Raw genomic sequence first — 20,965 nt, 5'->3', positions numbered from 1 at the left:
AGATCCGTCGCTATTTTTTAGAGGAAAAAGTGGGTCCCTATCCTTGCGAACCACCGGGTCCCTATCATGCGTACAGGTGGGGCCCTATCATGCGAACTCCAGGCTCCCTGTCATGCGCGCTGACAATGATGGGGCAATCAACTTGGAACCTACACAAACTTGTGATGTGGGGGTTACTTTCAGACCTACTTCTGCAGGCGCAAAAACTGCGGCAGTGCGTGTTACAAGTAACGCGGGAGGTACCGCCGGAAATATTGTCTCGACGGCTATTTCAGGCACCGGTGTGGACCCCACTGCCCCCGATTTTGATTTGGCACTTTCTTCCGCGGCAAGTATTACGCTGGATCACAGTGCCACGAGCACAGTCAATTTGACGGTAAATCGTCGCAATGGATTTGCGGGAGATGTGGTGGTGACAATTAGTAGTACCGATCCTGGAATTACGGCAGATACCCTTACTATTCCCGCTTCTGCAACTACGGGGGTGTTAACGCTTCACACCAATAGCAGCATTGTTGCAAACACCTATGTCGTGAACATCATTGGAACCAGCGGTGGCTTAAGCCATGCAGTCACCCTGAGTGTGGGAGTCAATGCGGATGTAACTCCTATCCCTCCTCCTTCAGGTAGCGGCGGTGGTGGATGTTCCTTGGGTGAGGCGTCTTCTTCCTTTGGCCTACTTTTCTGGATGTTTGGCCTGGTTTCGATGTGGGCCTTGCGGAGACGAAAATAAAAAGATGTAACTAGCGAATGTGATATGCAAAAACCCCTTCCCAACGGAAGGGGTTTTTTGTTACCTTGAATGAGCAGGTTAATAGATGGGGGTGTTATGAATACTTTAGAACAAGTTTATGATCATTTGAAAAGCATGCCAGAAGCTCTGGTGAAAGAAGTGTTAAAATTTGTCTATGTTTTGGAAAATAAGAAAAAAATTGTTAAGAGAGTTCCTGGTTCAGCTAAAAAAGATTTAATTAAAATTTCTGAGGATTTTGATGCTCCTCTGGAAGAATTTGAGAATTACCAATAATGTCCTATTTTCTTAATGTGCTTTTCTTTCACAGTAACGCCGCCTAACCCCCTCTTAACCCAAGAGGGGAAATTTCTATGTCTCCCCTTGCTTCGGACGAAAAATGGATGCTTCAAGCCTTGCAGCAAGCCCAGAAAGCCGCTCAGAAAAATGAAGTACCCATTGGAGCTATTGCCGTTTATCAAAATAAAATCATTGCGCGGGCCCATAATCTTCGGGAGTCAAAGCAAGATCCTTTGGGGCATGCAGAGATTTATCTGCTTTCAAAAGTAGCAAAAAAACTGGCTTGTTGGCGAATGAGTGGGGTGACCATTTATGTAACTCTGGAACCTTGCCTCATGTGCATGGGGGCGCTGATGCAGGCCCGAGTGGATCGCCTGGTGTTTGGCTGTCTGGATGCCAAAGCAGGGGCCTGTGGATCATTGTATGATTTTTCGAAAGATTTGAGACTCAATCATCGAATAGAAGTGAGATCAGGCGTGTTGCAAAAAGAATGTGTAGATTTGCTTTCTGGTTTTTTCAAGCAGTTGCGGCAAAGAAAAATGAATAGGTCTGGCCTAATGCGAAAAAATAAATCCTAAATAACCCGCAAATAGGCATCCAAATAGACTCAGAAAAATATACGAAAGGGCAGTGAACCATTGGCCCTGAAGCAGCAGCTGAAGATTTTCGTTATTAAAACTGGAGTAGGTGGTGAATCCGCCCAAAATACCTGTGCAGAAAAAGAGTTTGAGTGGCATAGAATCGTTGATAAAAAAACCCAGTAAAAAACTAATCAGAAACGAACCTGAAAAGTTGACCAAAAAGGTAGGCCAAGGGAAAGCAGAAGAATAAAACAAGGGAAGCAGCAGGCTGACCGCGTAACGCAAGCTTGAACCCAAAGCTCCCCCGGTGGAAACCAATAAAAAATTTTTAAGCATAGCAGAGTGCAGCATATGAAGAGCATCCAACAACTTCTAGAAAAAAATGAGGCCTGGGCAAAAAAATGCCGCCAAGAAGACCCTGCTTATTTTACAAAACTGTCTGAGCTGCAAAAACCCGATTATTTATGGATAGGTTGTTCCGATGCCCGTGTGCCAGCTAACACCATACTGGGGCTTGCTTCCGGTGAGGTATTTGTGCATCGCAATGTGGGAAATCAGGTGGTACATTCGGATATCAATTGTCTGTCGGTCATTCAATATGCGGTTGAATTTCTTCAGGTGAAAGACATTATTGTTTGCGGACATTATGGTTGTGGAGGGGTTTTGGGGGCCCTATCGGAGGCCCGATTTGGTTTAATAGACCACTGGCTTTGGCATATCAAAAATATTTATGCCCTGCATCGTGAGGAATTAGAGGCCATTCCCAACGAAATGGAACTCGCCAATCGCTTGTGCGAGCTCAATGTGCTGGAGCAAGTGAAGCATGTTTGTTCGACCAATGTGGTTCGAGATGCCTGGAGCGCAGGTCAGACGCTCAGTGTACATGGCTTTATTTATGATATTCACGATGGTTTGATTCGGGATCTGGGTTTGAATGTGACGAGTCTGGAAGATTTTGAGAGAAAAATAGGAAAATAAAAAGTCAGGTTACCCACGGCACAAGAAGTATTCCACTACCGTTGCTTCCTTCCGGATCTGGCGGGGTTCGCAGAGCTCCTTTGCGTGGGACCTGACGGGAAATTCTTTACGGGTTTTCATTTCTTGAATCAAGTAATGATTTTGCACTTGAGTTCCGGCCGGGACAAGATATAGGAGCCCTGTTCCATTTTGGAGAGATGGCCGAGTGGTTTAAGGCGCACGCCTGGAACGCGTGTGTATCTTAACGGGTACCGTGGGTTCGAATCCCACTCTCTCCGTAAAAAATCTAATGAATTGGGATTCGAAGGACGACCTGAGCGCGGGCCGATGAGGCCCGAGTAGAGCGAAGCGATGGGGGAGATGGGGGAGAAGGAATCCCACTCTCTCCGTAAAATACAGAAATTGGAAGGATGGCCGAGTGGCTGAAGGCGCTCGCCTCGAAAGCGAGTATACCTTAACGGGTATCGTGGGTTCAAATCCCACTCCTTCCGTGAGTTCAAAATGTCTTATCTAGTCCTAGCCCGAAAATATCGCCCCCAGAATTTTGACGAAGTGATTGGTCAGGATGCCGTTGTCACTACGCTCAAAAATGCCATTCAGGCGAGGCGTATCCATCAGGCCTATCTTTTTACGGGGGTACGCGGAACCGGTAAAACCTCGCTGGCTCGAATTTTTTCAAAGGCCCTCAATTGTGAACAAGGCCCCACAGCCAAGCCTTGTAACCACTGTTCCAATTGCAGACAGATTACCGAGGGCTCGGCCTTAGACGTTCGAGAAATCGATGGTGCTTCCAATACTTCGGTAGAAGATGTTCGAGAACTCCGTGAGGAGCTTAAGTATCTACCCGCTTCGGGACGCTACAAAATATTCATTATCGACGAAGTGCATATGTTGTCTACCTCTGCCTTCAATGCCCTGCTAAAAACTTTGGAAGAACCTCCCCCGCATGCCGTTTTTTTCATGGCAACCACCGAAGCACATAAAATTCCGGCCACCATCCTATCGCGTTGCCAGCGTTTTGACCTGCGACGGGTTTCTCTCGAAAAATTACAACAAATTTTGAAGACCATTTGTGAACTGGAAAAAGTGGAGTTCGAACCGGATGTGCTATTGTTGATTGCCCGTGAGGCCCAAGGTTCTATTCGGGATGCCCAGAGTCTGCTCGATCAAGCCATGGCCTATGCTTCTGGAAAATTGAAATGTAGCGATGTGGCGGAGATGCTGGGTTTGACAGATGCCTCTGTTCTGCAGGAGCTGACGCGAGTGCTGATTGCTCAAAATTTAACACGCGCGCTTGTCCTGTTGGATGAACTTTACGATCGGGGCCACGATTTAAAGCAATTCTGCATCCAATGGCTGGAGTTGATTAAAAATTTGTTACTCTACCGGGTGAGCAAGGATTTATCGGTGATCAAAGATTTAACCGAGTCGGAACAATTGTTCTTGAAGGAGCAGGCGGCTTTGTCCACTCCCCAGGTTTTGGATCTGATGTTTCAGATTTTGCATCAGGGAATTCAGGAGATGAGTCACAGTGAATTTCCAAAGATGATTTTGGAAGTTCTGTTGGTCCGACTGGCTTATGCCTCACAGTTTTTGGAGCTGACGCGTTGGATGGAATCGGGCGGTGATGTCACAGTGAACTCCTTACCTCACCCTGACCCTCTTCTCGAGGAGAGGGGAAAGTCGAATTCCCTTCTCCTAGGGGAGAAGGTGCCTGAAGGGCGGATGAGGGGAGAGCTCACGTTGCAAGGCTTTCTTACTTTTACCGAGCAAAAAAAACCTCAGGTCTCTTCTATTTTATCTCGAGCGATGAAGTTGGCATTGAAAGAATCTGAAATATTTGTGAAGGTGGAATCCAATTCGCACTGGTTGGAGTGGTTGAAAGAAAGAGAAGAAATTTTACAAAGTCTGGCGAAGGAATATTTCCAAAAAAAATTGAAGTTTGTGTTGAGTGATCAAGATTTGATGGGGCCTTTTGAGGAAGAATTAATTCTTCAGAGCCCTGTAAAAAAAGAAGTGCTCACCCAGCAAAGCAATGATCCTACAGTTTCTAAGGCAATGAATATTTTAAACGCAAAAATCGAGGAGGTCACTTCATGAACATCCAACAAATGATGAAGCAAGCCCAACAGCTTCAAAAACAAATGCTCAAACAACAAGAAGAACTTGCCACCAAAACCTACGAAGCCAGTAGTGGCGGCGGGATGGTGAATGTGGTGGTGAGCGGAAAAAATGAATTACTTTCCCTCAAGATTGAAAAAGAGGTGGTGAATCCTGAAGATGTGACAATGTTACAAGATCTCGTTTTAGCTGCCGTGAATGAAGCTATCCGCCGCTCCAAAGAAGCCGCCGAACAGGAGATGGGTGGGCTGATGGGAGGGATGAAAATCCCAGGCTTGTTTTAGACAAAATTGCATAAATTTATTTATGCAATTTTGTTCAGAGTTTTTAAAGATTAACACAGGATTTACTTTGTCTTCCTCCTTAGACCACCTCATTCAAGAACTCTCCAAACTCCCCGGTATCGGGGAAAAAACGGCCACGCGTCTGGCTTTTTTTGTTTTGCGCTCTCCCAAGGCTTATGCAGAAAAGCTGGCGGTTTCGCTGCGTGAAGTGGTCAATGAAATGTTTTTTTGTTCACTGTGCCAGAATTTCACCCAACAGGATCCTTGCGCGGTTTGTCGTGACCCCCATCGGGATGAGCAACTCCTGTTGGTGATTGAAGGGCCACAGGAGCTGCGTGTGATAGAGCAATCCAAAAATTATAAGGGCTACTACCACATTCTCCACGGGGCCATTTCACCCCTGGATCGCGTAGGCCCTGAAGATCTGAAGATTAAAGAATTACTGGGTCGGCTTTCGGATGGAAAAGTTCAGGAAGTCATTTTGGCGACGAACACTAATGTAGAAGGCGAGGCCACTGCACTCTATTTGACTAAAATCCTTAAGCCGTTGGGACTGAAAGTGAGCCGAATTGCCTCGGGGATCCCTGTGGGTGGAGACTTGGAATATATCGACAGCATGACCTTGTTTCGGGCGATTGAGGGTCGGCGTGTATTGTAAGATTTGGCAACTTCTTATTGAAATTAAAAAGAGCTCTGTATGACAAGAATTATGATTCAAGAAAATTGTGGGGGAAGTGCTTCTTTTGGTATTGAGATTCAGGAGAGGGATGAAAACCCTAGTAATCTAAATCGGCAAGAACAAGATGAATTGGTGTATGGAATGATCGATCATTACCGTGCGGCACGTTTAAATGATCTTCAAATTCGTGACAGAATGAGGTCTTTTATTATTAATGGGCACAATTATTCTATAGTAGGCCAAAGGGCTTGTGGTTTCACAACTCCTATTTGTAATTCTAATACGTTCCGATTAGTGGCAGCACAGGCTTCTTGCCCTTCTCCAGCAGTTCCACCCAGGCCTGGTCCTATGCAAACCACCCCTGTGGGTCAAGCAATCCAAGTGGGCACTGTGGGAGGAGTCGTTCAACGCAGTGCTTATCCCAGCATCTATTCAGCAGTTCTCAGGGAATATGATCGAAGAGTAAATGAAAGGCAAATTCCTATTCATTTAAACTCTTCAACAAATATTGATAATTACTATGTGGTGAGTGCAGCCGATGTCGACTTATTAAGCACCGCTCATTTTGAAGATAGAACTGCTTTTGTGCGTGGTCTTCTGGGGGCTATTCGAGAACATGTTTTAGTGCAAATTCGTCAGCACTTAGAGGGGGGGGTTAGAAGTGTAGATGATGTCATGGCGCAATACACTCCCGGGGCTTCTTTCATAGAAAATCTGGATCCAGACTGGGTGGGTAGAGTAAATTATTATCAAATTGTGGATGGGGCATTTTACACCTATCGGAACGCCAATGATCCGACCCTTGTGCCTTATCGCATTATCAGGGCTCAGGTTCGATGAACCGAATACTTCCCGACGTCGACACCTGTTCTCGAAACGCAGGACGGTTGTACTAGAGAGTCGCATTGCGTCAGTTTGGCGACTCGTCAGTATACCCTTGTCATTTGGCAGCAGGTTTTATAGGCCCAGCTACCTATGCAACGTTCCCAAAACCTGGAAAAACTCCAATCTCAATCTTTTGATCTTTTAGTCATCGGGGGTGGTGCTACCGGTGCTGGTATTGCCTTGGATGCGGCCACTCGTGGACTTTCTGTCGCCCTGGTCGAGCGAGATGATTTTGCTTCGGGCACTTCCAGTAAAAGTACCAAGCTCATTCACGGAGGCGTGCGCTATCTGGAACAGGCCGTAAAAGGCCTGGATAAGGGGCAGCTCAATCTGGTGAAAGATGCGTTGAAAGAACGCGCCATTCTCATTAAAAATGCCCCGCATCTTTCGCGACCTTTGGCCTTGCTGACTCCGCTCTACAAACCCTTTCAAAAATCCTATTTTAAAATTGGTCTCAAAATGTACGACTGGCTGGCCGGAAAGAGTAATCTGTTTCCCAGTCGTTCGGTGTCTGCCAAAGAGGCGCTGCGCATTTTTCCCATGCTCAAGAGCAAACACTTAAAAGGCGGCGTGATCTATGCGGATGGACAGTTTGATGATGCACGCATGAATGTGGCCATTGCCATGACAGCCTTGGAAGAAGGGGCAGTGGTGGTGAATTATGTGGAAGTGTTGGCCTTGATTCATGAGCAAGAGAAATTGGTGGGCGCGCAGTTGCAAGACCGCTTTTCCAAAAAGAAATTCGAGGTGCGGGCCAAGGTGATTATTAATGCCACCGGGCCTTTCGTAGATAAAGTTCGCAAGATGGATGATCCTCAGACCGAAGCTATCCTCAAGGCGAGTTCGGGCGTTCATATTATTCTAGATAAAAAATTCTCTCCACCGGATACGGGTTTACTCATCCCTAAAACAGAAGACGGCCGCGTGCTTTTTCTGCTCCCCTGGTTAGGGCACACCTTGGCGGGTACCACCGACAATCCGGCCAAAATTGTGGATGATCCCAAGGCCAGCGAAGAAGATATCCGCTATATCTTGCGACATCTGGAACTTTATTATGAACAACCCATCGCCCGAAAAGAAGTGCTTTCGGCCTGGTGCGGTTTGCGACCGCTCGTCTCCAATCCCAAAGCAGTAGATACGGCAAGGCTTTCACGCGATCACATTATTCAAATCTCCAAATCGGGCTTGTTGACTATTACGGGCGGCAAATGGACCACCTACCGCAAAATGGCCTTGGACGCGGTCAATCAGGCGGTTAAACTTGGAAAATTAAAAGAGGCAGGTGCTTCCAAAACCGAAACGACCAGGCTGGTAGGCGGCAGATTTTATAAAAATAGCCTTCGCCAGGAGTTGGCCGAGCAATATGGATTTACCGATACCGTAGCACATCATTTGTCGCTGGCCTATGGAGGTCGGGCTGCTGATGTGGCAATACTTGCAAAAATGGGCCACGAAACTTTGCTTGCCACCAATCATCCTTATCTGGAAGCGGAGGTGCTTTACGCCCTAAAAAATGAGATGGCCCAATGCGCCTTGGATGTTTTGGCACGTCGAACCCGCCTGGCTTTTTTGGATCATCAAGCGACCCTCATTGCCTTGCCGCGGGTCATTGAATTGATGGCAAAAGAACTTTCCTGGAGTGAAGCGAGGCAGGATGAAGAACGAAAAAATGTGTTGGAGTATTTGAGGTAGTATCAAAAATAAAAAGGAATTCCCTTATGAGAAACAAAACTCTACTTCTATCCCTTCTCTTGGTTTCCCTCTTGCCCGCCTGCGGTTTCGATAAACTTTTGAAGAAACTGGAAGAGCAAAAAAAAAATGCTCAAACTCTGACTCAAAACAACAATTTGAATTCCCTGACTCAAAAGCTGACAAACGAAGTGCAGAACACTTTAGAGAAACCTAAAGTACAAGAAAACCCTCGAGAAACCATTAATCAGATTATCAACTGCTATAACAACACTCAGCCTGCGATTGCAGTGACGGAGCACGATTATTTCAGCACCTTGCAAACCTCACAAAGTATTTGCAAATACAGTCGACGAATTCCCAGTCCCATCGAGTTGACTGCCCAGCTTTCTTCGATTTCCAGCCATCTGGGCCAAGGTTTTGGAGGCTACAATGGAAAGAAGGCGCTTGAGATCTGCAAGCAAAGCCTGACTCTCGCTGAAAAAAATCCTGGCAGCTATGCCACAGCAACCAGTTTTTTAAAGCCTTATGTAGAAACGCTGGAAGCTGTGGTGGCAGATTTGGAACTGGTGAAAAATTACTACTCTCAGCAAAATTATAAGGACGATGCCTGTGCACAGGGTAAGAAATTATTTGATGCTATCACCGGAAAACTCGATGTCATGCGAGGTAAAGAGATCGCCATTGCCCTGGAGATGGATAAAATCAAGCGCAGTCTGGATCTTACTGAATTGGCCGAGATGGAAAAAAGTGAGGGCCGAAAATTCGAATGGTATTACTTGAGCTTTACCATTCAGGCTGAAAATCTGCTGAAGACCCTGCACTTGGAACAAAATGGGAGATATAATGCAGCAGAGTATCAACGGGATTTCCCTGATTTTGAAAAGACCTTTCAGGGATTGACCCTCTATGTGAACTCTCATGCCGATGAAGAAAAAGTGAAGTCGATGTGGAGTCGTCTGGATAGGTCTTCGAATGGTCTTTATGCCCAGGCAAAAATACTGAACCGGGAAATGTCCACACAACAAAAGGTAAATGACACCCTACTGGATAATTTTATCCATGCCTACAACAGCTATATTGGGGATGTGAACAGCCAGGTGTTTGACCGATATTAGTGACAGACTAATCCCAAAAAAAAGAAGGGGGACACTATAAACCAAAATGATTTATGGCGGCCCCCTTCCTGCAACTATTCTGCAATTGATTCCTCACCCTCTCAAGCATAGGTATCTACACATCTCAGCAAACTATTGGTTTTATTGACTCTGCTGTTCCTCCCCTTAAGCTAAGGGGAGGTTAGGAGGGGTTATGGAAGATCTTGCTGAACTCAAAAATACTGTAATTTGCACGGTTTTCCATAACTCCCCCAACCCCCTCTTAGCTTAAGAGGGGGCAATACCAAAAGATGTGTAGATACCTATGCTCTCAAGAGAGAGGGGACTGGCGATTAAATATCAAAATAAAGCGAGAATTCGTAAGGAACTGGACGCAAGCGAACAGGATCCACTTCATTCTCGGTTTTATATTCCAACCATTTAGTGAGCAGATCTTCGGTAAACACATCGCCCTTTAACAAGTAGGCATTGTCTTCTCGTAAGGCATTCAAAGACTCTTCCAGGCTTCCAGGCATTTGAGGAACACTTCTTAATTCTTCAGAAGAAAGAGCATAAATATCCTTCTCCAGGGCCAAACCTGGATCAATCTTATTCGCAATACCATCGAGACCTGCCATACACAGGGCCGCGAAAGCCAGATAGCCATTGGCAGAAGGATCAGGAAAGCGCACTTCGATACGCTTTGCCTTGGGAGACGAAACAATGGGAATACGAATCGCCGCAGAACGGTTACGAGCGGAGTAAGCTAAATTGACGGGAGCCTCATAACCCGGCACCAGACGACGATAGGAGTTGGTGGTCGGATTGGTAAAGGCAGCCAGGGAACGGGAATGTTTCAAGATACCGCCAATGTAGTGCAAAGCCATCTCGGAAATACCGCCATATTTTTCACCCGCAAACAAGGGCGTAGAACCTTTCCAGATGGATTGATGGCAATGCATACCCGAACCATTGTCACCGAACAAAGGTTTGGGCATAAAGGTCACGGTCTTTCCGTAACGACGCGCAACATTTTTCACAATGTACTTAAACCACATTAAATTATCGGCGGTGGTGGTTAAGGTAGAAAATTTAAAATCGATTTCACATTGCCCACCGGTAGCCACTTCGTGATGCTGAGCTTCTACAATCATTCCCACCTTTTCCATTTCGAGACACATCTCAGCGCGAATATCCACCAGGGTATCCACAGGGGCTACGGGATAATATCCGCCCTTATTCTGAGGCAGGTAGCCTAGGTTGGTGGAACCATCGGGAAGGATTTCATTGCCGGAATTCCAGCGACCTTCCACGGAATCCACAAAATAAAAACCGGAATTGCAGGTTTGATCAAAACGCACTGAATCGAAGATGAAAAACTCGGCCTCGGGCCCGAAGTTGATACTATCCCCCACTCCAGAACTCTTCACATAGGCCTCTGCTTTTTTGGCCACGTAGCGGGGATCACGGCTATAAGGTTGCTTGGTGATGGGATCGACGATGTCGGCAATCACACTCAAGGTGGGAACTTTAGTGAAGGGATCCAGCACGGCGGTGTTTACATCTGGAATCATTCCCATGTCCGACGCGTTGATAGGCTGCCATCCGCGGATGGAAGATCCATCAAAGGCAAAACCATCGGTAAAGGTGGCCTCGGAAAATTGGGACATCGGACAAGTCCAGTGCTGCCAAGTTCCAATAAAATCGGTGAATTTGACGTCAATCATTGCGACCTTGTTTTCTTTGGCGAAGGCCACAACGTCTTTTGCTGTTTTAGCCATTTTTCTCTCTCCTTATTTAAATAGGTTCATTACTGAACAAAATTTTTTTGAAGCACCCGCGCATAGCAAAGTCTCCCCTGGCTGTCTAATTATTTCGTCACATCTTTAGCTGAATCCTAGTCCCCTCTCCCTTGACGGGAGAGGGTTAGGGAGAGGGTGAAACTTTGAGGCACACTCACAGCAAAGCACAGAGCAAAACACATACCAAAAGTGATTTTACCGTTCCATATAACATTTCAAGCACTTAGTATTTTTGAGCTAGAAAGAGACCTTGCGAGCTTTGCTCAAAAAATAATCGAGTGCTTAAAAAGAATCATTCAAGGGGGACCTGTTTGGAACGGAAGAAATCCTTGACTCTCCTCACTCCCCCCCGTTAGGAAAATTTGTCTATGTCGGACAAACAAAAAATCATCAAAACTCTCCGTTGTAAGAATCAAAAAATTATTGGTGTGCTTGCCAAGCTGATCAATACCATCAGCGGCCTCGGTGGAGATATCGGCAATGTTTCAACCGTGAGCCTGGGCGATTTCAATAACGTTCGAGATATCAGCGTCATGGTCGATGGCGAAGATCATTTGAATCGCATTGTCGAAGCTGTTAGGAAATTATCCGAGGTCGAACTCGAGGCAGTCATCGACGAGGTGTTGGAAATGCACCGCGGTGGAAAAATCATCCTTCTTCCCAAACATCCGGTCACCAGCATCGACGATTTACGCAAAGTCTACACCCCAGGAGTGGCCAGTGTTTGCCGTCTTATCAAAGAAGATCCTCGCCAGGCAGCACAATTTACCACCATCTCTAAAACCGTTGCCCTCATCACCAACGGAAGTCGCGTGCTGGGCCTGGGCAATTTGGGCCCTGTGCCGTCCATGCCGGTGATGGAAGGAAAGGCCGCGCTTTTTAATCAATTTTCAGGCCTGCACATGATCCCTATTTTGATGGATACTTTGGATGTGAAACGCTTTGTGGATGCCGTCGAAACCATTTCCTGTACCTTTTCTGCCATTCAGCTGGAAGACATTCGCGCACCCGACTGCTTTAAGATCGAAGAAGAACTCATTCGTCGCCTGAAAATTCCTGTCATGCACGATGACCAGCATGGAACCGCCACGGTTGCCCTGGCGGGTCTTATCAATTCCTGCCAACTGGCGGGCATCGACATCAAAAAAATAAAGGTGGGACAAGTCGGCTTGGGGGCGGCAGGTTCGGCCATTGCCCGCCTGATCATGAAATATACGGGAAACCCGGTTTACGGCACAGACTTAAGTCAGGACTGCATCGATCGTTTCAAAAGTTTTGGCGGTGAATATTGCAGCCTTGAGTATTTAATGAAAAATTGTCAGGCCGTCGTCGCCACCACAGGCATCGCCAACTTGATTAAGCCGGAAATGATACAAAAAAAACAGGTCATCCTGGCCCTCAGCAATCCCTTCCCGGAAATCTCCATCGCCGATGCCATCAACGCCGGCGCTGCCTTTGCCACTGATGGCAGCCGCGTCAACAATCTTCTGGGCTATCCCGGAATTTTTAAGGGGGCTCTCGATTCCAAGGCCACTCGCATCACCGATGAAATGTTCATCGCCGCCGTGGAAGCCATTGTCCAGCAAACCCCCGAAGGCGAAATCATTCCCGATGCCTTGGATATGACGGTGCATGCTGCGGTTTCCAAGGCCGTCGCCAAGGCGGCTGTCAAGGCTGGAGTGTGTATTAATTCTTGACGCCCAAGACCTCTGCCATTAACTGACTTCTTCAAAAAACTTCAGATGTTTATAACCTGTTTTCCTAGTTACTCGAAATTCCCCTCTCCCTTGAGAGGGGAGAGGGTGAGGGAGAGGGTGATATTGGATGCAACTTAAAATCCAATAGTACCCTCTCTCCAACTCTCTCCCCTCAAGGGAGAGAGGGCATAAATATTAAACTTATGTCTTCCAATGCCCAATCGATAGAACTCTTGAAACAGAAAAGTGCAGAAGCCGAACTGGGCGGAGGGAAGGCCCGCATCGAGGCCCAGCATAAGGCCAAGAAGCTCACCGCACGGGAACGCGTGGATTTTTTGCTCGACCCCGGCAGCTTTGTGGAACTCGATAAATTTGTGGCCCACCGTTGTACCGATTTCAACATGCAGGAAAAGAAAATTTTAGGGGATGGAGTCATTACTGGTTACGGCAATATTGACGGACGCCTCGTCTATGTGTTTGCCCAGGACTTCACCAGTTTTGGGGGATCCCTCGGTGAAGCCTTCGCCCGCAAGGTATGCAAGGTGATGGATTTGGCGATGAAGACCGGCGCACCGGTGATTGGCTTGAACGATTCCGGTGGGGCACGCATTCAAGAGGGCGTGCAATCTTTGGCCGGTTACGGAGATATCTTTTTAAGAAATGTGAAGGCCTCGGGGGTCATTCCTCAAATTTCGGCTATTTTGGGGCCTTGTGCAGGCGGCGCGGTTTACTCCCCGGCGATTACCGATTTTATTTTGATGGTTGAAAATACCTCTCAGATGTTTATCACCGGTCCGGATGTCATCAAGGCCGTCACCCACGAAGTGGTCACCAAAGAAGATTTGGGCGGAGCCGCGGCGCACAATTCCAAATCGGGCGTTTCTTTGCTCAAGGCCCCGGACGACAAGGCCGCGCTTTTGATGATTCGCGAACTTTTCAGTTTTATTCCTTCCAATAATAAAGAGGATGCCCCTCTGCAAAACACCAAAGATGATGCCAATCGCGTGGATGAAAGTCTGGATGCCTTTATTCCCGACCATCCCAACAAACCTTACGACATGAAGGCCCTCATTAAATCCACTTTGGATGAAAGCTACTTCTTTGAGATCGGCCCCGATTACGCCAAAAACATGATTGTCGGTTTTGGAAGATACAATGGAAGATCTGTAGGAATCGTCGCCAACCAACCCAATGTGCTGGCGGGCTGCCTGGATATAGCGGCGTCGATTAAAGCCGCCCGCTTTGTGCGCTTCTGCGATGCCTTTAATATCCCCATTATTACTTTTGTGGATGTCCCTGGGTTTCTACCCGGTACCAGTCAGGAATTTGGAGGCATCATTTTGCACGGAGCCAAATTGCTTTATGCCTTTGCCGAGGCCACAGTGCCAAAAATCACCGTCATCACCCGCAAATCCTACGGCGGCGCTTATGATGTGATGAGCTCCAAACATCTGGGAGCCGACATCAACCTGGCCTACCCTTTCTCGGAAATTGCCGTCATGGGCTCGGATGGCGCCGTCAACATTATCTTTAAGAAAGAAATTGAAACGGCCACAGACTCCAACGCCAAACGCGCAAAACTCACCCAAGAATATCGGGAAACCTTCGCCAATCCCTATAAAGCGGCGGAACTTGGATTTATCGATGAAGTCATTTATCCCCGCGAAACCCGAATCAAGATTATTCAATCGCTAGAAATGCTCAAAAATAAAGTAGATAAAAATCCGGCGAAGAAACATGGGAATATTCCTTTATAATAGAGATTAACTGAAGGAGGAAAAATGCAAACCATTAAAGAAGATGTAAAAAAAATTCTATCTCATCTCCCGGATACTTGTACCTTAGAAGATGTCCAATATCATTTGTATGTCTTGCAAAAAATAAAACGCGCTCAGAAACAAATTGAACGAGGCGAAGTTGTTTCTCAGGAAGAAGTAGAAAAAGAGATGAATCAATGGCTAGAAGAATAGTTTGGTCTATAAATGCAAGGGAAGATTTGCGGGAAATCCGCAAATTCATTGCAAGGGATTCTATTTATTATTCAAAAGAATTTATCAAAGAAATTAAAGATAAAGTAGCTGAACTCACTTTATTTCCTGAGCGGGGAGTTCATGTAGAGGCGGAAGGCGTACATAATTTAAGAGAAGTTTTTGTAAAAAAATATAGAATTATTTATCAAACTTCAGAAGATCTTGTTTTCATAATGGCTATCGTTCATGGGGCTCGAAATTACGAGATTACAGAATGAAAAAAATTAAAAAAATCCTCATCGCCAACCGTGGCGAAATTGCTGTGCGAGTCATTCGTGCTTGCCGCGAAATGGGCATCCAAACCGTGGCCGTTTATTCGGATGCCGATCGTGCGGCCCTGCATGTGCGTCGTGCGGACGAAGCTTATCATCTGGGAGCTAACACGCCTTCGGAAAGTTATTTGAATGTCCCTAAAATTTTAGACGCCGCTCGCAAGTCGGGATCCGATGCCATTCATCCGGGTTATGGTTTTTTATCGGAGAATGCGGATTTTGCCGAACAGATCACAAAGGCCGGTCTGATTTTCATCGGACCGAATCCCGCCTTGATTCGTGCCATGGGTTCCAAAATTGAGGCCCGTAAAATTGCCCAGAAAGCCGGAGTGCCTATTGTCCCGGGCATTGAGCGCCCTTTGCTGGATGTCGCTGAGGCCTTGGGGGTCGCCAAAGAAATCGGTTACCCTGTCCTCCTCAAAGCCGCAGCCGGCGGAGGGGGCAAGGGAATGCGCGCGGTTCAAAAAGAGGAAGAACTCAAAAGTGCCTTCGAAATGGCGCAGAGTGAGGCCATCAAATCGTTTAAGGACGGCGCCATCTACATTGAAAAATATGTCGAAGGCCCACATCACATTGAAGTGCAGGTATTTGGGGATCTGCACGGGTCTGTGATTCATTTCTTCGAGCGCGAATGCTCGGTGCAACGTCGACATCAAAAAGTCATCGAAGAATCGCCTTCCCCCTTTATCAGCGAAAAAACCCGCAAAGCCGTCTGTGACATGGCCGTGCAACTGTGTAAATCGGTGAACTATTATAACGCCGGAACCATCGAATGCCTGGTGGATAAACATCAGAATTATTATTTTCTGGAAATGAACACGCGTTTGCAGGTGGAACATCCCGTCACCGAAATGGTCACCGGCGTGGATCTGGTGAAACTGCAGATTCTCGTCGCACAAGGAGAAGCCATTCCTTACAGACAGGAAGATCTGAAACAGACGGGGCATGCCATCGAATGCCGTGTTTACGCCGAAGACCCTTTTCATAATTTCATGCCTTCTCCGGGTCTCGTGGTGGACCAGCAATATCCCCATGGCCCTGGAGTGCGGCTGGATAATGGAATCTATCAAGGCTTTCAAATTCCTCTTGAATACGATCCAGTACTTTCTAAACTCATTTGCTGGGGACGAGATCGCACTGAAGCCATCGAGCGAACCAAACGCGCCCTCACCGAATATCGCGTCAGTGGGCCCAAGACCAATCTCTACTTTCACCGCCGGGCCTTGGAGATCGACGATTTCGTGCAAGGGAATTACGACACCCATTTTGTCGCAAAACATTTGGAAGAGATACTTAAGATTGACCCTACAGAACAAACTTATGCCCTAATGGCCGCCGCCCTGGCCAAGTTTCTGGAAGATGAAAAACGAAAACCTCAAATCACAGCAGGCAGCGTGCAAGATGCCTCCAACTGGCGTTTGGCAGGGAGAGCTGAAGGAATGAGAAAGTGAGACCTCAACCCCAACGGGAATAGGTATCTACACATCTCATACAGCGCAGTGTAGATCAATCTTTCCACCCTCCCCCCTGGAGGGGGAGGGCAGGGAGAGGGGGATAAAAAGAATGGATATTAGATAGAACCAACTCTTATGATTAATGCTTTAATCCGATATTATTGGGAATAGAATTCTACACAATAACAAGTTAGACAACAGAGATCTCGCTACATATGAGAAAGATTCCAATTATAATTTCAGTTCTCTTATTGATTGTATCTGGGTTTACTGTGTGGTGGGTTAGCAATGCTAATCTTACTCCATCAGAGCATATTACTTCCATTATCTCAATTATAACATGCCTTGGGGCGTTGATTTCCGCAACAATTGTCGTCTACAGTTATCTCCAGGCAAATATGGCTTTTGTGGAAAGTAAACGGCCCCAACTGCTAATACAAGTTGTCAATCTTCACCCCCAGGTGAAAAATCAAGTTGTTGATGTTACTCGCATACACTACAAAAATATCACAAATAATCGTTTTGCAGATTTAACAATCCATGTAGCTATCATCGCCCAAAATCGTGAATTCGAATTCGATTTGTCCAACTTATTTACTGCGCGTATGGTCATGGTTGGTCAAGATCAGCGTCAACGTGACTTTGTGGTAAACGAAGAATTACAGAGCCGTGGATTAAATATTAACGTCGTTGCATCACAGGGTATTCAAGTGGTCTTAAAAATTTTTTACGAGCATACTTATCAAGGGGCTAAAGATCTCGGTAATGTGCAAGATTATGTGTGGAATGCCTCAAAGCGAGAATGGCATATTGCGTAGCAGCTTTCAAAGCATTCGCCTGGATTGTATAGCCGCCGTGCTAATCTCAATCTATATAAGGAACGAATGAAGCGAAAGTAGAAAAAAAGAATACAAATTGCATCCAATATCACCCTCACCCTGCCCTCTCCCCTCGAGGGAGAGGGGATGGCAGAGGAGAGGAGGAGATCCCTATGACACGACAATACACCCTCATTTTAGACGAACAGGAACACAACATCGACATCACTCGAGAGGGAGAGGACTTTCTCATTCGTTTAGGCGAAACCTCGCACCGTTTCCGTCCTCTTTTTGATAAAAATCCCCTCTACTCTTTCTCCATCGACAACTCCAAAATTTTGGAAGCCGAAATCAGCTTTAACAAAGATGCCTGTGATTTAAATATTGGCCATGTTCCCTATCATCTCGAAGTTTTTGATCCCCGGCGGCGTCTCTTTTCTCAAGGGGAAGCAGTCGCTGGTGCAGGCGGTGGACTGATTACAGCCCCCATGCCTGGGAAAGTAGTGGATGTAAAAGTAAAGCTCGGAGACACTGTCAAAAAGGGAACGCCCCTGGTGGTGGTCGAAGCGATGAAAATGCAGAATGAGCTTCTAGCTCCCTGCGATGGGGTGATAGCAGAAATTGCTGTGAAAGCAGGAGATACGGTGGAATCGGGACAAAAATTGCTATTAGTGATGAAAGAGGGAAAATGACTTTTCTCAAGGCTATCGTAAAAAAGTTATAAGTTTGACTTTTTTACGATAGGTCCTAGAATAGTCAAATGCGCCGAATCTACGAAGAAGTTCTAGAAGATCATTTCAAGTTCGAAAAAAACATGGCTTTTCTCGCCGGTCCTCGGCAATCGGGAAAAACCACCACCGCTTTAGATTATAAATCCAAACAAAATATTTACTGGAACTGGGACGATGCAGACGACAGAATTTTTCTTCGAAGTTCTCCTGCTCGTTTTTTTGAAGAGGCTGCAAAACGGGGTAAAAACAAAACAGTCTTCATCCTTGATGAAATTCATAAAAATCCAAAATGGAGAAATTGGTTAAAGGGTATTTATGACAAGCATCATCGTGAGCTTCAATTTGTAGTCACCGGCAGTGCACGCCTGAATGTGTTTCACCGCGGTGGAGACAGTTTGCTAGGCCGTTATTATCTCTACCGGCATCATCCCTTGAGTTTGGGAGAAATTTCAAATCATCCTTTTGAAGACAAGCTGTTTCGCAAAGCCCAGAAAATTCCCAAAGTTTGGTCTGCCTTGTCTAAATTTGGCGGATTTCCTCAACCTTTTTTGGCCGCCCGAGAAAGCTCTCATCAAAAATGGATTCAAACCCGAAGAGATTTATTAATACGAGAAGATCTGAGAGATCTTTCTCGCATTGAAGACCTCTCAGCCATAGAATTACTTGTACGCCTGCTCAGCAAAAGAGCAGCGGGCCTTCTCAATACTCAAAATCTGGCTCAGGACTTGGACAATAGTGTGGATACCGTTCGGCGTTGGATACAATTTCTCCAACATCTTTTTTACATCTATACTTTGCAACCCTACCGAGGCACGAGTAAAACTTCCCTCAAAAAAATGCCCAAAATTTATTTGTGGGACTGGTCCGAAATTGAAGACGAAGGTGCAAGATTTGAAAACATGATTGCTTCGCATCTTTTAAAATCGGTTCACTATTGGACAGACACCGGCCTGGGAGAATATGAACTTTACTACATTCGCGATAAACAAAAACGCGAAGTCGATTTTTTGGTCACTGAGAAAGGACTGCCTTTCCTTTTGGTAGAAGCAAAACTTTCAGACACCCATTTAAGCCCTTCGCTTCAATATTACTCCAATATTTTAAAACCCAAATATTCTTTACAGGTCGTGCAAAACATTAAAGCGCAGGGCATGGGGATTTCAGAAACTCGCTTCAATGCTATCCTTGCAGCGGAAGATTTTTGTTCTTGTTTGGTTTAGGAAAGCGTTTCTTTTTTACTGACTCATGTTACGCGATATTTGCGATAATCGGTTCCGCAGAAATCCCCTCTCCCTGACCCTCTCCCTCCGGGGGAGAGGGCGAAAATGTTAATCTACGCTGTATTGTAGAAGATGTAAAAAAAATGAACACGATCCCCTTTTATAAGCAACACACACCTAATTGACATCTCCAAAACACTTCGCTAAGACCTTCTTTCCATATTTTTTTTGTTATGCAAAAAAATCGAGGTACACATGCCTTTTAAAAATGCAGCCTTAGATTACCATTCTCAAGGACGACCTGGAAAAATCTCCATTCAACCTACCAAATCCTGTGCCACTCAGTACGACTTGTCCCTTGCCTATTCTCCCGGTGTAGCAGCCCCCTGTCTGGAAATCGAAAAAAATCCTGAAGAGGTTTACAAATACACCACGCGAGGAAATCTGGTAGCGGTCATCACCAATGGCACGGCGGTCTTGGGTTTGGGAGATATTGGTGCCATTGCGGCAAAGCCCGTGATGGAGGGGAAGGCCGTCCTTTTTAAAGAATTCGCGGATGTAGATGTCTTTGATTTGGAAATTAATGAAAAGGATCCTGAAAAATTTGTACAAATTGTAAAGTCCCTGGAACCCACCTTTGGTGGAATCAATCTGGAAGATATCAAGGCCCCCGAGTGTTTTTATATTGAAAAACGTCTCATCGATGAAATGTCCATCCCTGTTTTTCATGACGACCAGCATGGGACGGCCACCATTAGTACAGCGGGCTTGATGAATGCCTTGGAGATCAGCGGGAAAAAAGCGGAATCCGTGAAGGTAGTCTTTTCGGGTGCAGGCGCTGCGGGCATTGCCTGCGCACACATGTTCATGAAGATCGGCGTAAAAAGAGAAAATATCTGGATGGTCGATCGACAAGGCCTGGTCACCAAAGATCGAAAAAATCTGGAAGCCCAACGCGGTTTCTTCGCTCAAGACTCCAAACTTTCCACTCTGGCAGAGGCCTTAAAAGATGCCGATGTCTTTATGGGTCTTTCTGAAAAGGGCTTAGTCAGCGCTGAGATGTTAGAAAATATGGCCCCCAGACCCATTGTGTTTGCGATGGCAAATCCTGATCCTGAAATCACGCCTGAGCTGGCCTTGGCCACACGCAAAGACATTCTCATCGCCACAGGACGCTCCGATTACCCCAATCAGGTCAATAATGTTTTGGGATTTCCCTTTATATTCCGTGGGGCCCTGGACGTGGGAGCCATAAAAATCAACGAAGAGATGAAACTCGCCGCTGCCAAGGCCTTGGCAACACTCGCCAGAGAAAAAGTACCCCTTTCGGTATGCCAGGCCTATCAACTGAAAGAGCTGCAATTTGGAAGTGACTATATTCTTCCTAAACCTTTAGACCCTCGCGTACTACTCTATGTAGCGCCCGCCGTGGCGAAGGCGGCCATGGAATCCGGTGTTGCCAGTCGTCCTATTCATGATTTCTCCGCTTACCACCAACAGCTTCTCAGCAAGATTGCACTCAAATTCAAGCGGGATGAAATCATGGACTCGAGTTTATTTGCGGAAGAACCCTTGTTGAGCAAGGCGCTGTAAGGTT

The 20,965-nt window shown here is 46.3% G+C and carries 21 protein-coding genes, 2 tRNA genes and 1 other RNA gene; 21 read left to right on the top strand and 3 right to left on the bottom strand.

Features of this window, described 5'->3' with window-relative positions; all coding sequences use genetic code 11:
• Positions 1–112 precede the first annotated feature (112 nt).
• From HQM15_09745 to HQM15_09735, 3 genes are all read left to right on the top strand, one after another.
• Positions 113–733, top strand: coding sequence for a hypothetical protein (locus HQM15_09745; protein ID MBF0493047.1), 621 nt, complete (start codon positions 113–115; stop codon positions 731–733).
• A gap of 96 nt (positions 734–829) precedes the next feature.
• Positions 830–1,027, top strand: coding sequence for a DUF2281 domain-containing protein (locus HQM15_09740; GenBank protein MBF0493046.1), 198 nt, complete (start codon positions 830–832; stop codon positions 1,025–1,027).
• Positions 1,028–1,104: 77 nt separating this feature from the next.
• On the top strand, positions 1,105–1,608 hold the full coding sequence (locus tag HQM15_09735) for a nucleoside deaminase (GenBank protein MBF0493045.1): 504 nt from the start codon (positions 1,105–1,107) through the stop codon (positions 1,606–1,608).
• Here HQM15_09735 and crcB read toward each other — a convergent pair.
• Positions 1,585–1,962 (bottom strand): fluoride efflux transporter CrcB, encoded by a 378-nt coding sequence (crcB, locus tag HQM15_09730; protein ID MBF0493044.1) that lies wholly within the window; start codon positions 1,960–1,962, stop codon positions 1,585–1,587. The two genes, HQM15_09735 and crcB, sit on opposite strands and share 24 nt — an antisense overlap.
• On the opposite strand from crcB, the gene can reads away from it, so the two are divergent.
• Positions 1,963–2,589: a carbonate dehydratase gene (can, locus tag HQM15_09725; protein ID MBF0493043.1), complete on the top strand. Its 627-nt coding sequence runs from the start codon at positions 1,963–1,965 to the stop codon at positions 2,587–2,589. It abuts the gene before it with no gap.
• On the opposite strand, the gene ffs is transcribed toward can, so the two are convergent.
• An RNA gene (ffs, locus tag HQM15_09720) (signal recognition particle sRNA small type) lies at positions 2,589–2,686 on the bottom strand. The genes can and ffs overlap by 1 nt on opposite strands.
• A gap of 94 nt (positions 2,687–2,780) precedes the next feature.
• Between ffs and HQM15_09715 the strand changes: the two genes are divergently transcribed.
• The 8 genes from HQM15_09715 to HQM15_09680 all read left to right on the top strand — a co-directional run bounded on the left by HQM15_09715 (position 2,781) and on the right by HQM15_09680 (position 9,365).
• Positions 2,781–2,867, top strand: a tRNA-Ser gene (locus HQM15_09715).
• A 126-nt stretch (positions 2,868–2,993) separates the two neighbouring features.
• Positions 2,994–3,080, top strand: a tRNA-Ser gene (locus HQM15_09710).
• Between the two features lie 10 nt (positions 3,081–3,090).
• Positions 3,091–4,689 (top strand): DNA polymerase III subunit gamma/tau, encoded by a 1,599-nt coding sequence (dnaX, locus tag HQM15_09705; GenBank protein MBF0493042.1) that lies wholly within the window; start codon positions 3,091–3,093, stop codon positions 4,687–4,689.
• Positions 4,686–4,994 carry a YbaB/EbfC family nucleoid-associated protein gene (locus HQM15_09700; GenBank protein ID MBF0493041.1) on the top strand — a complete coding sequence of 103 codons (309 nt, stop codon included), beginning with the start codon at positions 4,686–4,688 and terminating at the stop codon, positions 4,992–4,994. The genes dnaX and HQM15_09700 overlap by 4 nt, the downstream gene beginning before the upstream one ends.
• Positions 4,995–5,016: 22 nt before the next feature.
• Entirely contained in the window at positions 5,017–5,652 is a 636-nt protein-coding gene (recR, locus tag HQM15_09695; GenBank protein MBF0493040.1) for a recombination protein RecR, read from the top strand.
• A gap of 51 nt (positions 5,653–5,703) precedes the next feature.
• A complete protein-coding gene (locus HQM15_09690; GenBank protein MBF0493039.1) occupies positions 5,704–6,513 on the top strand; it encodes a hypothetical protein in 810 nt (269 codons plus the stop codon).
• Positions 6,514–6,648: 135 nt separating this feature from the next.
• A complete protein-coding gene (locus tag HQM15_09685) occupies positions 6,649–8,250 on the top strand; it encodes an FAD-dependent oxidoreductase (protein ID MBF0493038.1) in 1,602 nt (533 codons plus the stop codon).
• A gap of 26 nt (positions 8,251–8,276) precedes the next feature.
• Complete coding sequence (locus HQM15_09680; GenBank protein ID MBF0493037.1) at positions 8,277–9,365, top strand: DUF3829 domain-containing protein; 1,089 nt, start codon at positions 8,277–8,279, stop codon at positions 9,363–9,365.
• Positions 9,366–9,697: 332 nt separating this feature from the next.
• Here the strand turns inward: HQM15_09680 and glnA are convergent, their stop codons facing one another.
• Positions 9,698–11,125, bottom strand: a complete 1,428-nt coding sequence (gene glnA, locus HQM15_09675; GenBank protein MBF0493036.1) for a type I glutamate--ammonia ligase — start codon at positions 11,123–11,125, stop codon at positions 9,698–9,700.
• A 389-nt stretch (positions 11,126–11,514) separates the two neighbouring features.
• Between glnA and HQM15_09670 the strand changes: the two genes are divergently transcribed.
• The 9 genes from HQM15_09670 (at position 11,515) to HQM15_09630 (ending at position 20,961) form a co-directional block, all read left to right on the top strand.
• Positions 11,515–12,843 (top strand): NAD-dependent malic enzyme, encoded by a 1,329-nt coding sequence (locus HQM15_09670; GenBank protein ID MBF0493035.1) that lies wholly within the window; start codon positions 11,515–11,517, stop codon positions 12,841–12,843.
• 203 nt (positions 12,844–13,046) lie between these two features.
• On the top strand, positions 13,047–14,600 hold the full coding sequence (locus tag HQM15_09665) for a methylmalonyl-CoA carboxyltransferase (protein MBF0493034.1): 1,554 nt from the start codon (positions 13,047–13,049) through the stop codon (positions 14,598–14,600).
• Between the two features lie 24 nt (positions 14,601–14,624).
• A complete protein-coding gene (locus HQM15_09660; GenBank protein MBF0493033.1) occupies positions 14,625–14,813 on the top strand; it encodes a hypothetical protein in 189 nt (62 codons plus the stop codon).
• Positions 14,798–15,091 carry a type II toxin-antitoxin system RelE/ParE family toxin gene (locus tag HQM15_09655; protein ID MBF0493032.1) on the top strand — a complete coding sequence of 98 codons (294 nt, stop codon included), beginning with the start codon at positions 14,798–14,800 and terminating at the stop codon, positions 15,089–15,091. Before HQM15_09660 ends, HQM15_09655 begins: the two co-directional genes overlap by 16 nt.
• Entirely contained in the window at positions 15,088–16,596 is a 1,509-nt protein-coding gene (accC, locus tag HQM15_09650) for an acetyl-CoA carboxylase biotin carboxylase subunit (GenBank protein MBF0493031.1), read from the top strand. The genes HQM15_09655 and accC overlap by 4 nt, the downstream gene beginning before the upstream one ends.
• A gap of 218 nt (positions 16,597–16,814) precedes the next feature.
• A complete protein-coding gene (locus HQM15_09645; protein ID MBF0493030.1) occupies positions 16,815–17,417 on the top strand; it encodes a hypothetical protein in 603 nt (200 codons plus the stop codon).
• Positions 17,418–17,590: 173 nt separating this feature from the next.
• Positions 17,591–18,109 carry a biotin/lipoyl-binding protein gene (locus HQM15_09640; GenBank protein MBF0493029.1) on the top strand — a complete coding sequence of 173 codons (519 nt, stop codon included), beginning with the start codon at positions 17,591–17,593 and terminating at the stop codon, positions 18,107–18,109.
• Between the two features lie 68 nt (positions 18,110–18,177).
• The gene (locus tag HQM15_09635; protein MBF0493028.1) at positions 18,178–19,368 is read left to right on the top strand and encodes an ATP-binding protein; all 1,191 of its coding nucleotides are present in this window, start codon (positions 18,178–18,180) and stop codon (positions 19,366–19,368) included.
• A gap of 255 nt (positions 19,369–19,623) precedes the next feature.
• The gene (locus HQM15_09630) at positions 19,624–20,961 is read left to right on the top strand and encodes a hypothetical protein (protein ID MBF0493027.1); all 1,338 of its coding nucleotides are present in this window, start codon (positions 19,624–19,626) and stop codon (positions 20,959–20,961) included.
• Positions 20,962–20,965 lie beyond the last annotated feature (4 nt).

Source organism: Deltaproteobacteria bacterium (assembly GCA_015233135.1).
In the GTDB taxonomy this organism is placed as follows: Bacteria; UBA10199; UBA10199; order JADFYH01; family JADFYH01; genus JADFYH01.
This window is presented reverse-complemented; position numbering and strand designations above follow the sequence as displayed.

Coding starts and splice junctions, on each gene's coding strand:
- glnA (MBF0493036.1), bottom strand. CDS start 11,125: ATGGCTAAAACAGCAAAAGACGTTGTGGCCTTCGCCAAAGAAAACAAG.
- dnaX (MBF0493042.1), top strand. CDS start 3,091: ATGTCTTATCTAGTCCTAGCCCGAAAATATCGCCCCCAGAATTTTGAC.
- HQM15_09645 (MBF0493030.1), top strand. CDS start 16,815: ATGAGAAAGATTCCAATTATAATTTCAGTTCTCTTATTGATTGTATCT.
- HQM15_09640 (MBF0493029.1), top strand. CDS start 17,591: ATGACACGACAATACACCCTCATTTTAGACGAACAGGAACACAACATC.
- HQM15_09745 (MBF0493047.1), top strand. CDS start 113: ATGCGCGCTGACAATGATGGGGCAATCAACTTGGAACCTACACAAACT.
- HQM15_09735 (MBF0493045.1), top strand. CDS start 1,105: ATGTCTCCCCTTGCTTCGGACGAAAAATGGATGCTTCAAGCCTTGCAG.
- HQM15_09630 (MBF0493027.1), top strand. CDS start 19,624: ATGCCTTTTAAAAATGCAGCCTTAGATTACCATTCTCAAGGACGACCT.
- HQM15_09660 (MBF0493033.1), top strand. CDS start 14,625: ATGCAAACCATTAAAGAAGATGTAAAAAAAATTCTATCTCATCTCCCG.
- HQM15_09665 (MBF0493034.1), top strand. CDS start 13,047: ATGTCTTCCAATGCCCAATCGATAGAACTCTTGAAACAGAAAAGTGCA.
- HQM15_09685 (MBF0493038.1), top strand. CDS start 6,649: ATGCAACGTTCCCAAAACCTGGAAAAACTCCAATCTCAATCTTTTGAT.
- HQM15_09680 (MBF0493037.1), top strand. CDS start 8,277: ATGAGAAACAAAACTCTACTTCTATCCCTTCTCTTGGTTTCCCTCTTG.
- HQM15_09740 (MBF0493046.1), top strand. CDS start 830: ATGAATACTTTAGAACAAGTTTATGATCATTTGAAAAGCATGCCAGAA.
- HQM15_09690 (MBF0493039.1), top strand. CDS start 5,704: ATGATTCAAGAAAATTGTGGGGGAAGTGCTTCTTTTGGTATTGAGATT.
- HQM15_09635 (MBF0493028.1), top strand. CDS start 18,178: ATGCGCCGAATCTACGAAGAAGTTCTAGAAGATCATTTCAAGTTCGAA.
- recR (MBF0493040.1), top strand. CDS start 5,017: ATGCAATTTTGTTCAGAGTTTTTAAAGATTAACACAGGATTTACTTTG.
- HQM15_09700 (MBF0493041.1), top strand. CDS start 4,686: ATGAACATCCAACAAATGATGAAGCAAGCCCAACAGCTTCAAAAACAA.
- crcB (MBF0493044.1), bottom strand. CDS start 1,962: ATGCTGCACTCTGCTATGCTTAAAAATTTTTTATTGGTTTCCACCGGG.
- can (MBF0493043.1), top strand. CDS start 1,963: ATGAAGAGCATCCAACAACTTCTAGAAAAAAATGAGGCCTGGGCAAAA.
- accC (MBF0493031.1), top strand. CDS start 15,088: ATGAAAAAAATTAAAAAAATCCTCATCGCCAACCGTGGCGAAATTGCT.
- HQM15_09670 (MBF0493035.1), top strand. CDS start 11,515: ATGTCGGACAAACAAAAAATCATCAAAACTCTCCGTTGTAAGAATCAA.
- HQM15_09655 (MBF0493032.1), top strand. CDS start 14,798: ATGGCTAGAAGAATAGTTTGGTCTATAAATGCAAGGGAAGATTTGCGG.